This is a genomic window from Desulfonatronovibrio magnus (genome assembly GCF_000934755.1).
Taxonomy (GTDB): Bacteria; Desulfobacterota; Desulfovibrionia; order Desulfovibrionales; family Desulfonatronovibrionaceae; genus Desulfonatronovibrio; species Desulfonatronovibrio magnus.
In genome coordinates, this window is record NZ_JYNP01000097.1 from 1 (window position 1) to 10,777 (window position 10,777).

13 protein-coding genes are annotated in these 10,777 nt (G+C 46.4%); 9 read left to right on the top strand and 4 right to left on the bottom strand.

What is annotated here, in order from left to right; translation table 11 throughout:
* Positions 1 to 104: 104 nt before the first annotated feature.
* The 3 genes from LZ23_RS10075 to LZ23_RS10085 all read right to left on the bottom strand — a co-directional run bounded on the left by LZ23_RS10075 (position 105) and on the right by LZ23_RS10085 (position 2,104).
* A complete protein-coding gene (locus LZ23_RS10075; RefSeq protein WP_157493183.1) occupies positions 105 to 419 on the bottom strand; it encodes a CBS domain-containing protein in 315 nt (104 codons plus the stop codon).
* A gap of 198 nt (positions 420 to 617) precedes the next feature.
* A complete protein-coding gene (locus LZ23_RS10080; RefSeq protein WP_045213831.1) occupies positions 618 to 1,589 on the bottom strand; it encodes an aldo/keto reductase in 972 nt (323 codons plus the stop codon).
* Between the two features lie 68 nt (positions 1,590 to 1,657).
* On the bottom strand, positions 1,658 to 2,104 hold the full coding sequence (locus LZ23_RS10085; RefSeq protein WP_045213833.1) for a hypothetical protein: 447 nt from the start codon (positions 2,102 to 2,104) through the stop codon (positions 1,658 to 1,660).
* Positions 2,105 to 2,896: 792 nt separating this feature from the next.
* Here LZ23_RS10085 and LZ23_RS25510 point away from each other — a divergent pair.
* The 8 genes from LZ23_RS25510 to LZ23_RS10130 all read left to right on the top strand — a co-directional run bounded on the left by LZ23_RS25510 (position 2,897) and on the right by LZ23_RS10130 (position 8,987).
* On the top strand, positions 2,897 to 3,184 hold the full coding sequence (locus tag LZ23_RS25510; RefSeq protein ID WP_198145959.1) for a BrnT family toxin: 288 nt from the start codon (positions 2,897 to 2,899) through the stop codon (positions 3,182 to 3,184).
* Positions 3,138 to 3,335 carry a CopG family transcriptional regulator gene (locus LZ23_RS23455; RefSeq protein WP_084591001.1) on the top strand — a complete coding sequence of 66 codons (198 nt, stop codon included), beginning with the start codon at positions 3,138 to 3,140 and terminating at the stop codon, positions 3,333 to 3,335. The genes LZ23_RS25510 and LZ23_RS23455 overlap by 47 nt, the downstream gene beginning before the upstream one ends.
* 685 nt (positions 3,336 to 4,020) lie before the next feature.
* On the top strand, positions 4,021 to 4,428 hold the full coding sequence (locus LZ23_RS10105) for a pentapeptide repeat-containing protein (protein WP_052507288.1): 408 nt from the start codon (positions 4,021 to 4,023) through the stop codon (positions 4,426 to 4,428).
* 70 nt (positions 4,429 to 4,498) lie between these two features.
* Complete coding sequence (locus tag LZ23_RS10110; RefSeq protein ID WP_052507289.1) at positions 4,499 to 4,948, top strand: Lcl C-terminal domain-containing protein; 450 nt, start codon at positions 4,499 to 4,501, stop codon at positions 4,946 to 4,948.
* A gap of 49 nt (positions 4,949 to 4,997) precedes the next feature.
* The gene (locus tag LZ23_RS10115) at positions 4,998 to 5,420 is read left to right on the top strand and encodes a hypothetical protein (RefSeq protein ID WP_045213840.1); all 423 of its coding nucleotides are present in this window, start codon (positions 4,998 to 5,000) and stop codon (positions 5,418 to 5,420) included.
* Between the two features lie 907 nt (positions 5,421 to 6,327).
* The gene (locus tag LZ23_RS25000; RefSeq protein WP_045213842.1) at positions 6,328 to 6,786 is read left to right on the top strand and encodes a hypothetical protein; all 459 of its coding nucleotides are present in this window, start codon (positions 6,328 to 6,330) and stop codon (positions 6,784 to 6,786) included.
* 457 nt (positions 6,787 to 7,243) lie between these two features.
* Positions 7,244 to 7,570, top strand: a complete 327-nt coding sequence (locus tag LZ23_RS25515; RefSeq protein ID WP_052507290.1) for an Lcl C-terminal domain-containing protein — start codon at positions 7,244 to 7,246, stop codon at positions 7,568 to 7,570.
* Positions 7,571 to 7,940: 370 nt separating this feature from the next.
* Complete coding sequence (locus LZ23_RS10130) at positions 7,941 to 8,987, top strand: formylglycine-generating enzyme family protein (protein WP_052507291.1); 1,047 nt, start codon at positions 7,941 to 7,943, stop codon at positions 8,985 to 8,987.
* Positions 8,988 to 9,378: 391 nt separating this feature from the next.
* Here the strand turns inward: LZ23_RS10130 and LZ23_RS22570 are convergent, their stop codons facing one another.
* Positions 9,379 to 9,603 carry a site-specific integrase gene (locus LZ23_RS22570; protein WP_052507292.1) on the bottom strand — a complete coding sequence of 75 codons (225 nt, stop codon included), beginning with the start codon at positions 9,601 to 9,603 and terminating at the stop codon, positions 9,379 to 9,381.
* 198 nt (positions 9,604 to 9,801) lie between these two features.
* Here LZ23_RS22570 and LZ23_RS10140 point away from each other — a divergent pair.
* Positions 9,802 to 10,777 (top strand): serine protease (locus LZ23_RS10140; RefSeq protein ID WP_157493184.1); only part of this gene is annotated, 976 nt, incomplete at its 3' end.

Sequence of the window (10,777 nt, forward strand, 5' to 3'; positions counted from 1 at the left end):
AATAGTCCAGCCCCCTGATTTTTGAAGACTACCTGCCTCCCGGGGCTGCAGGTACAGCGGCCATACTCCGGGTCAGGCACATTATCCATCCCTGGAAGCTCACATCAATCCCCTGGATAGGTTTCAGCCAGAGCCTTCATGACATTATCCCTGTCAACCATGCCCAGAAGACGGTTGTCGTAGTCAACCACCACAAGCCGCTTGACGCCCTTGTCCAGCATTAAACCCATGACTGAGTTCAGCGGAGCATCACGGTATACAGAAAAAACATTCCTTTCCATGATATCTTTTGCCGAACCTGATAAAGGCTCAACCCTGTCTTTGGGTATAGAAAGAGCGTTGATGAGAGACCTGAAAAGTCCTGGTTTCTTAAGCTTCGCTAAATATTTGATGGCGTTCCTGTCAAGAATAATGCCCAAAACCCTGAGGTCCTGGTCCACCACCACGACCCGGCGCAGAGGAGTGATAAATAAAGTGTCGCTGTAGGGTTAACCGCCTGCTTAATTATTCAAACGGCCTGTCTCTCACTCTCCTTGGCACAGAGGGCGGATTGGAAAAAAACACGAGGCAGAAAAGAATAATGCGGGCTGTGTCTGCAACCAAATAACACTCAACTGCTACCAGCTCCTTTTGAAAAAGTTGACCTGCTCGTTATACGGCTTAACCTTCTCTTCAATACTGGCAAGCCTGTTTTGGCTCATGGGCCTGAAATCTCTTGCCACCCGCACGTTCTCATCCACCTGGCCAACGCTTGTTATACCTATTATGGCTGTACTCACGGGAAAACTTAAGGCGTACCCCATGGCCTCATCCATAGTTGTCAGACCGTCAGCGCGAAAGATATTGTTTACAGCGGTGATCTTCATGGCGATTATTCCCATTCGCTTTTCCAGGGCCCTGTTGAGTAAGTCCCCTTGAAATGGATCATAAAATATATCCCCGGCATTAAGCGCCATGAGAATAGTATCAAAGTCATAGCTGTTAATGCCGTATAGGAGTGCTTCAGAATTCCGATGGCCAGTAATACCAATATGTCTTATCACGCCCTGGGATCTCAGTCTTTCCATGGCCTCAACTGCTCCATTTCTGCTTAAGGCACGCTCAATATCATCATGGCTTCTTATGTTATGTACCTGGTAAAGATCAAGATAGTCAGTCTGAAGACGTTCCAGGCTCTGTTCAATAAGCCGCATGGTTCCATCATAAGTACGATCATGGGTTTTGCTTGCCAGGAAAACCTGATTTCTGCGACGCGCCATGACCAGGCCGATATTTGTTTCACTCCCGCCAGCTCCATAAGAGGGTGCTGTATCAATGTAGTTGACACCCAGATCAAGAGCTCTGTCGATTATTTCCACTGCCTGCTGACTTTTGCTGGCTATTTGAACTGTTGATTCACCGCCAAGACTGAAGAGGGAAACATTATACTCTGTTTTTCCCAATTTTCTTTTGGGGGCATGGTCAGGAGTTCCACCTGCCGCCATAATCTTAGACGCGTCCACAATGGAGCTTAAACCGGCAACCCCAAGCCCGGCTGCAACACTGGCAGTGGTATGTATAAACTTTCTTCTATTCATGGTATATTTCATATCGTCTCCTTTTCCAGACAAATTGGTGACTTACCTATTCAATCGTGTCACAAAAGACAAGGTGCGAATTAAAAAATTCTCCTGAGCTCGTACTCCTGCCCTGTCTGGGCTTCACACCAGGACATGGCATATCTTGGCTCGCAACTGTCAACACGGGCAGTTCCGTTATGGCTGTCATGAAACTCAATGCTCAGTTCTGCATCAACTAAACTGTACTCGGGTATGGTCTTCACTACAGCCATGCTGCCTTCAATGTTCCCGGACCATGCCTCCCAACTCCAGCTTCGATCCCATCCTGTCAAATCAAATCCCATAATTATCAGCTGATTGCCGTTTTGGCTTACACTGAAGTAGGTGTTAAAGTCCTTCTGTGGTGAAAACCAGATGCCTGATGCACTTTCAAATGACTCACGAGCCTCGGTCAATGTCTTATCTTCTTCTGCCTTCAGCCAGCTTGCAGAAACAAGGCAAAAGAAAAAAAATGCTGCCAGACTAATATGAAATGACTTTTTCATTATCTGCTCCTTATTGAAGTTGCTATTCCTGTTTTGTTATTGACTTAAGAGTTCAAATTTCCTTTGTACAGTAATCACTGGGTAAGTGTGGTGAACAGTTAGTAATAGTTGCCACTTTCTTTCCCAATAGCCAACAAACATTTCTTTACTCCCCAATTGTTAAACACAGTTTTCTGATCAGGCAAGGGGAAACGTGCATCATCATCATAATAATGCTGAGACGGCATTATCATGTGCTGGCATATACACTTTCCATTTCTTCTCCTTTCCTGTCAGGGTAAAGGCTGGCTCAATTTGACATCCAATGTTCTTCCTGTCCCTGTCTATGTCCGGCGTGTCTGAATGGACAGCACGAAAATAGACTGAACTTGTATCTTCTGCATAAGTTCAGTCTGGTTATTTTGACTGTTTGCCAAAGGCGGTATAGGAATTGAAGAAATATCATTCATTGTGAAGACTGGCAAAACAAGGCTTGACAATTCAGGCAGGTTTGGACTTGTGTCTGAACATGCACGTAGGGTTGACTCTGCAGCTTTTTCATCCGAATGCGTAACGGACATTGGCGGGGAGAGGTGGTTAATTACACCAAGGACGGAAGTGAGAGGATTCTAGATTGCCGTACGCAGGTCGTACGTGATGAAAAGGGTCGGCCATATTCAGGGAAAATCTGGATACTGATTAGTTGCCGGGATGCTATGGAACAAAAAAGCCATATAAAAAGCCATATTTTTATATTGACACATTTTCTCCCCCTATCTAATATAATCTAATGAGCAAACGATCTGATTTCGAGTGGGACTCCAAAAAGACAAACAGAACCAGGAAAAACATGGAGTTTCTTTCGCCCTGGCACAGCTTGCTTTTCTGGACACTGAGCGTGTTATCCTTGAAGACCTTGAACATAGTGAAAATGAAAGACGGTTTTACTGTCTTGGCAGGGTCTCAGACGCGATAATGACGGTTCGGTTTACATACAGAAAGAACAAAATCAGAATAATCGGCGCCGGATATTGGCAAAAAGGAAAGAAAATCTATGAAAGAAAAAATCAAATACACAGACGAACCAATGGGGAAAGTTAAGGTTATATCTGACTTTCTTCCATCCCCGGAAGAACTCGCTTTAAAAGATGAAACCGTCAAGGTTACAATTACACTAAGTAAAACGAGTGTGGACTTTTTTAACTTGAGAGTTCAAAGTTCTTGGTTCTTCGTTCTTGGTTGTAAGAAATAAAGTCAATAAATTTGGATAGATACCTGGTCTGGACCAAGAGACATTTTGATCTGCCAAAAAAGCCAATAAAAACACAAGATTACAAAAAAACTTTTGACTGCCCAGTTTTTTTAAGAAAGAGGCAAAAAAAATAATACACAATATCAAAAAATGATTCGCAGGCTCCTGGATGAGTATACTGTCCATCAATAACCACGAATCCATAACCACAGCATCAACACGGACCGGGAAACAGGATATCCGCTTAACTTAGCAGCTGTTTCCCGCCCGGCCGGTGAGCTTGGTCGTTTCAAGCCTACGGCTATTCCGGGATAGCCCAGTCCCCTGAATTTTGAAGACTACCTGCCTCCAGGGGCTGCTGACCCAGACAGAATGCTTCAGTCCGGGCTATACTATCCGTCGTTGCCGCTGCCATTATTCCCACTCCAGTCACAATATATTTCTTGTATCTTCCCCGCAAGTCAGTGTAATGTTCAGCTAAGGGCAGAACCAATCCTCTCTTGCATTCAACACCCTGGACCATAAGCTAAAATGCCAACTACTGCCAACCATATTGGCGTAAACTTAAGAGTCAGTTTTGTTGGCAATGCTGGTAATATACTGATATTTAATGTGTTTATTGTATGGCACAGAAAGTGCTTAGTAATATAAAAAATACATCAACATTTAACAATGGAGGGTTGTTATGAAAAAGTGGAGTATGAATATTTTTGGAATCGTGGCAGTGGGGGCACTGGTCTGCCTGTTGGGCATGGGCACAGCTGGGGCATGGAATGAAAACCATCTGAACCAGCTGCTGACATTGCGACATTGTCCAGGGTGTGATTTGAGCGGGGCTGATCTGAACGGGAAGAACCTGAGCGGACACAATCTGTCGAGGGCCAATCTGAGCAACGCGGATTTGAGTGGCGCAGATCTGAGCGATGCCTTTTTTATCGAAGCAAATCTGAGCGGTGCTGATCTGAACGGCGCAACCCTGGGCGGTGCCAACTTCAGCGGAGCCACGTCCTGGTTTGATGACGACTTCACATGTGCCTCTCCTTCCATTGGAGGCTGTTATCCTGAGTGCAGGCCAGGAGGCGCATGTTATTAATAAAGACTATTTTCCCCTACTTAACCCTGTTGCGGAAATATTCCAACTGCAACTTTCAAGGAGGATGAACATGATAAGAATTACCAGAATGACCATTGTGACCGTGGTCCTGATGCTCTGCCTGACCGGACTGGTCATGTCCGGCGAAGCCCAGACACAGAGATTCGTGGACAATGGGAACGGGACGGTGACGGACACTGTGACGGGGCTGATGTGGACCAAGGATGCCAACCCGGTCGGCTGGTTGAATTGGGATGACGCCTGGCGGGGGTGCAGCTCTTTCAGCATCTCCGGAATTGGCGGATGGCGGCTGCCGAGCAGGGATGAGCTTTCGGCTATATACCATGCAATTCAAAGCGGACATCCCTTTACCGGGGTCCAGTCGTACGGCTACTGGTCCAGCACGGCCTACGCGGGCCGCAGGGACGGCGCGTGGGCCGTGTCCATGCGCGGCGGCCAAGTGGACGTCATCCACAAGTCCACCCGCTCCCACGTGTGGCCGGTCCGCGCCGGACAGTGAGGTGCTTTGGAGATTTGGGAGATGTCGGTTAAAATTTATGGAGTAAATCATGAGATACACCATCAGTAAGCGTTTTTTTGCGGTAGGAATTTTTCGAGTTCTTGTTGTTACGTTGTTTACATGTGTATTTTACAGTAATGTAATTGCGCATGATTGGACTAACTATCACCAGTCAATCCATTGCTCTGTTAACATTGATCAGACATTTTTTGGCAACTGGAAGGAAATAAGCCTGAGATACACTTCCGCAGAGGATAGTGGTACATTTATTGTTTACAAGTGCATATCATGCAATGCTATAAAAGATTGTAATGAATGGGCTGGATTCAAGTGCACAATAGCAGGCAATCAAGCAGGTCAAAGTAATTTTTCTGGTAGAAATTCAGTCGTGGCATTATTTTACCCTGGCTTTGCCACTCAGCAGAACTCGTGCGAAGAAGTGTATCAAAAGGCAGATATTTTACTTGAGTAATGAGTAATGAGTATGCAATTCGGGTGCAAAAAGTGCAGCCCCAGGCCCTTGTCTTGTTTTTTGTTACAGCAATGAACGAGTAAGTTGCCAGGCTTTTTCCGCGACCCTGCACGGAAAAAGAGGCCCCTTCGGGACAAAAGAGACTGCCCACCCCGGTTGAATGGAAGAAATTCAACTGGGCAGGCGCAATACACTGAATTTCACGGAATATGCGTTGCTTCGCAACGCTTGAAAAACACTTCCGTGCCCTTCCGTATGTTCTGTGGGCAAAAGCTCCTGGCTTTCTTTGAAAATGAAACAACATGTTGGTTTGAAATTTCCAATAAGCGCCTAATACTGAAATTGAACCTGGAAAGTAATGCGCTGGCCATCTTAATATTTTGAAAATTTTGGGCCCATAGTCTGGATTGGTGACATATTCATTCCGGTATTTATTTTAGTGCTGGTAATTATCGCGGACAAAAAAACAGCCGGATAAAGAACTAATGCTGGCTTTGCCCGCAACCCAAGAAGCAAGAAAAGAATGCGTAACCATAACTGGGACAGTCCCCGCAACTTACATTTAGATGTGCCGAAATTGGTCATTGAGAGGGGCAAAAAGCATGTATCTGGAATTGGTTCCCAGCGAGGGACAGTCCCAATGCCCAGAGATCATCCCCGCATTTGTCTCAAATTTTCTTGTTTTGTTACAGCAATGAACGAGTAAGTTATTAAGGCGGGCAAGGCCAGCGATTGTACTTGAAAATCCTGAAGACTGGCAAAAGAAATCTTGATTGTTTGGATGGAGTTGGACTAGAATCAGAACATGCCTGAAGTCTTGAGTTCAGGTTCAATTTACTTAGTTTTCATCCGGAAACCGCTTAGCAAGTATTTGGGTGTTGTCTTCTAAACAGGAGGTGAAGTAGAAATGTATCAGCCTGATCGTAAGGACATCCTGATTAATTCAGACTGGGGTATTCCAAAAGACAGATTCGAGAAAAAAGAGGCTAAAGAGCGAAACCTGGCACTATTTAAGGGTAGATGGGTTAGTCAAGAAGAAAAAAGTATTTTACAGAAACAGTACATTACTTATCTAATTATTCGAGTAATTGCTGTATCACACATTATAATGGCAGGAATTGGTGTCCTGTCTGGATTTTTTGTGCCTTTAGAGATCACTTCTCTGATAATCTTATTTGTTTTTGCTGCTGTCAGTCTTATCTCTGCTGCAGGATTATGGAAATTTAAGCAATTGGCCAGATGGCTTTCCACTCTGTTTTGGGCAGTGCTTGGCTTGATGTTTTTGGGATATAGCACCCCTACAGCGATTGTGGCAATATATTTTTTAAATAATAAAACTGCGAAACAAATATTTAAATCAAGCTAACGCGAGCCTTGCCCGCAACCCAAGTAGCAGTCCATGCCGCTGCCATTATCCCACTCCGGCCACAATATATTTCTTGTAAGTTCCCTCCAAGGCAGGGTAATGTCCGGGGAAGGTCAGAACTCTGTCCACTCTTTCGCAGTTCAACACCCTGGACCACAAGATAAAGTGCCAACTACTGCCAACCAGGTTGGCGCACACTTTTAGGTCTAATCAAGCAGTTTTTTATGTTATATGTTGTTATTACTCACTTTTTTATTATGGTATGTATAGTGCTTATAATCAGGGAAACTAGACAGTAATCTTTAAACTTAAGGAGGTAAACATGAAGGCACTAAAACAAAAGTGGTTTGTAATTGTGGCAATGGCATTCCTGCTTTGTCTGGCCGGGATGGTCATGTCCGGCACTGCTTTTGCCCAGCTGTGCGTTGGCCAGTGAGCGGACAATGAAGACGGGACAGTGACGGATAAATATGCTGGCCTGATGTGGCAGAAGGCAACCGCTGGCCCTATGAAGTGGCTTGAAGACAAAAGTTATGCCTCTGGCCTTTCATGGGCCGGTCATTCCCATTGGAGGCTGCCCACAAAAGATGAACTGGCAGTGCTTTCCTATCCACCATGTACATGTAAAGGTATGATGGACGTGGTTAATGATTGGTACTGGTCGTCTTCGCCCCATGCGTACGATTCCAATAGCGCCTGGGGCGTGCACTTCGATAACGGCTACGTGGGCAACCGCTATGTGGAACACAGCCTACACGTGCGGGCGGTGCGCACGGGACAGTGATTGATGAATTTAAGAAATTCTCTCAATTCCAAAATTCACTGCACGCTGCTCGTCGCAGGAGGATTAATTAGCGAGAGTGCCGCCCGTATCAGCGCGAATATCTTTGATCCAAAGACGGGAAAATGGTCGGAAACTTTGGTACCTGGAGCGCTATGAACGAAGTGAACCTGATTGCAGGGATTCAAGAACAATCATGCACAAAGAAGTTGTGCCGATCTCGATCTGATTATGTTTAGCGGAAGAACCCCTTGCAACGGGATTGCCGGCGATGTCGGCAAACGACCGTGTAAAAAATATCAATTAAATTCAATCAATTTTCAAAGGAATCGATGGGCATTTTTTGCCACAATTTTCTAAAGGAGTTTTGAAGATGCAAAAGTTTTTTTTCATTGGATTTTTTATTTTTACTCTGCTTGCGGGTACAATGAGCCTTAATACTTCTCATGCAGGGAACAATTTAAATGACCTGCAAAAGGCCAATATTATTTTTGACTGGCTTGAGCCTCAGTTTCCAGAACTTCTAAAACCTGCGCCTCAAGAAACTCAAGAGAACTCCGGTATAATATTCAGATATTACTCCGCCACTAATGTGTATATAGCAACATTCCAGAACCACTTGTTCTTCATCGATCATCAGGTGAATTTGCATGATCTGGGGGAGGTTGATTTTTGGTTGAACTATATCAGGGAAGGCGAACACGAACCCGACCCCGGCGAAACCTGGACCGACCCGGTTACAGGCATTGAGTTTGTCTGGGTTCCGGAGGGCTGCTATGACATGGGCTGCGGAGACTGGACGGACAGTTGTTGGGATAATGAAAAGCCGGTGCATGAGGTCTGCCTGGACGGGTTCTGGATGGGCAAGTACGAGGTGACTCAGGGCCAGTGGACCGGGGTCATGGGCAGCAATCCGTCGTATTTTAAATCCGGGAATAATTATCCTGTGGAGCAGGTCAGCTGGAATGACGTGCAGGACTTCATCTCGAAGCTGAATTCTGAGGGCAACAGTACTTTCCGTTTGCCCACCGAGGCTGAATGGGAGTACGCTGCCCGCAGCGGAGGCCGAGCAGAGAAGTATGCCGGAGGCGATGATCTGGACAGCCTGGGCTGGTACTGGAGCAACAGCGGCAGCCGGACCCATGAGGTAGGGACCAAGGCACCCAATGGTCTGGGCATTTATGACATGTCCGGGAATGTCTTGGAGTGGGTTTCGGACTGGTACAGCGACAATTACTATTCCGTGAGCCCCCGGGATAATCCCCAGGGGCCAGAGACTGGCTCGTCCCGCGTCATTCGCGGCGGCAGTTGGATCTTCGACGCATGGGACTGCCGCGCGGCCATTCGCCCCTACGTCACCCCGGGCTTCAGGGACTTCAGCTTAGGGTTCCGCCTGGCCCTCTCCCCAGGTCAGCAGTAGCCGGATAAGCAGACAGGCAGGAGTGAGCGGGGCATCCGCACTGGAAGGCCGTGGAACAGGAGCGAGGGACGAGCGAGTGTGGAACGGGTAGGAAGTCGGATGTGCTTGCATAAAGGGCACTAAGTAGCCTTGGGTAAAGATAGTTTATGGATTAACGTCACGTTCATAGGGCAGGCAGTTTATGGGGTATTCATACTGTCTGCCCTATGATATTTTCTACCTTACAACATAACCAAACTCACAACATAACGGCTATGGATCATGTATAGTCCAAGACATTTCTTTTTGAGGACTATCTTCACAATTCTGACCCGGGGCTATGAATTTACTTAGCCCCGGGATTAGTTTTATCTGTGGATATTCTCAATCCACCTGATGACTTCGATATCGCTTACTTTGCCCAGATACCTTTGAGTTGTTGATATGTTTGCGTGGCGAGAATCACTTTGCTGACAATTTCAAGAGGTGCACCGGACCTGGAAGCAAAAGTGGCTGCGTGACGTCTTAGATCATGAGGATTAAGGTCGATACCAATAATTAGCCCGGCTTTTTTAACTACCGCCCTGGCTGCTGAGTAGCCAATGGGAAAAACGGTGTGATCTTGCTCTATGTTCATGGTTCTGATATATTCTCTGAGCCTTTCAGTAACCTTCTTGGGGGTATATGCTGCTTCACATATTCACGACCGCTTTTGGGCTCAACAATATGTAATTTTCTGTCGTCAACGTCCCTGGCACGAGGTTATTATCCGAGCATGTTCTGATTCATCATCCTGATGAATCAATAAACAATATCCATAAGGAGGTTACTGAACATGAAAAAACTCGTTCTTCTTATAGTCCTGATTCTGGGACTGTGTTTGGCCTTTCCGGGAAATATCCTTTCAAACGACATGACGTCCCAGGATCAAAGCCAAAAAATTACCAAAATCGTCGGAGGCAAGCCTGTAGAAGATGACTCTAAGTACCCATGGATGGTTGCATTGGTTAAAGACGCAAATTTTCCTGATCTTTACGCCGGCCAGTTTTGCGGAGGGACCCTCATCGCGCCGGAATGGGTACTTACCGCCGCCCACTGCGTCACAAGTGTGTTCACAAATTTTCACGCTGTCCTGGGCACCACATCTCTTACAGCTCCTCCCGGCAGATATGAGCGCATTGCCATCCGCCGGGTCCTGCGCCATAACGATTATGATCCTCACACCAATGATAATGATATCGCTCTGCTCCAGCTTGTATCGCCTTCTTCCATGACACCCATTTCCGGACTGGTGCAAACTGACAATTATGTACCTTTTGAAACCATGTTCACATTAATCGGCTGGGGCTCCACTGAATTTCAAGGTGATTTTCCGGAACAACTTCAGGAAGTCAGCGTTCCCTATGTTGACAATCAAACATGCCAAACCACTCTGGAACAGGTAAACATAGCTGTCACAGACAATATGCTCTGCGCCGGCGCCTGGGAGGGAGGTAAGGACTCTTGCCAGGGGGACAGCGGTGGGCCGCTCATCGCTCAGGTAATGGGCAGGGATGTTCTGGCCGGAATAGTAAGCTTCGCCTATGGATGTGCGGTCAGGGCCAAACCAGGAGTGAACACAAGGGTCTCCAGATACAATGGCTGGGTGAAAAGTACTGCCCGGAGCGAATGCGTCTTTGATGCCCTGGAACAGGAATTCCCTCAATACTTTACCAGACCGACTGAGAACAGTATATTTATGACAACTGAATCAGAAGATATGAAATACCGGTCATATCCTCTATCAAATTCATTCCTTGGACTGCAAGGCG

Excerpts from the sequence above, each read along its gene's own strand:
- LZ23_RS10080 (WP_045213831.1), bottom strand. The coding sequence starts at position 1,589 with ATGAAATATACCATGAATAGAAGAAAGTTTATACATACCACTGCCAGT.
- LZ23_RS10085 (WP_045213833.1), bottom strand. The coding sequence starts at position 2,104 with ATGAAAAAGTCATTTCATATTAGTCTGGCAGCATTTTTTTTCTTTTGC.
- LZ23_RS23455 (WP_084591001.1), top strand. The coding sequence starts at position 3,138 with ATGAAAGAAAAAATCAAATACACAGACGAACCAATGGGGAAAGTTAAG.
- LZ23_RS10105 (WP_052507288.1), top strand. The coding sequence starts at position 4,021 with ATGAAAAAGTGGAGTATGAATATTTTTGGAATCGTGGCAGTGGGGGCA.
- LZ23_RS10110 (WP_052507289.1), top strand. The coding sequence starts at position 4,499 with ATGATAAGAATTACCAGAATGACCATTGTGACCGTGGTCCTGATGCTC.
- LZ23_RS10115 (WP_045213840.1), top strand. The coding sequence starts at position 4,998 with ATGAGATACACCATCAGTAAGCGTTTTTTTGCGGTAGGAATTTTTCGA.
- LZ23_RS25000 (WP_045213842.1), top strand. The coding sequence starts at position 6,328 with ATGTATCAGCCTGATCGTAAGGACATCCTGATTAATTCAGACTGGGGT.
- LZ23_RS10130 (WP_052507291.1), top strand. The coding sequence starts at position 7,941 with ATGCAAAAGTTTTTTTTCATTGGATTTTTTATTTTTACTCTGCTTGCG.
- LZ23_RS22570 (WP_052507292.1), bottom strand. The coding sequence starts at position 9,603 with ATGAACATAGAGCAAGATCACACCGTTTTTCCCATTGGCTACTCAGCA.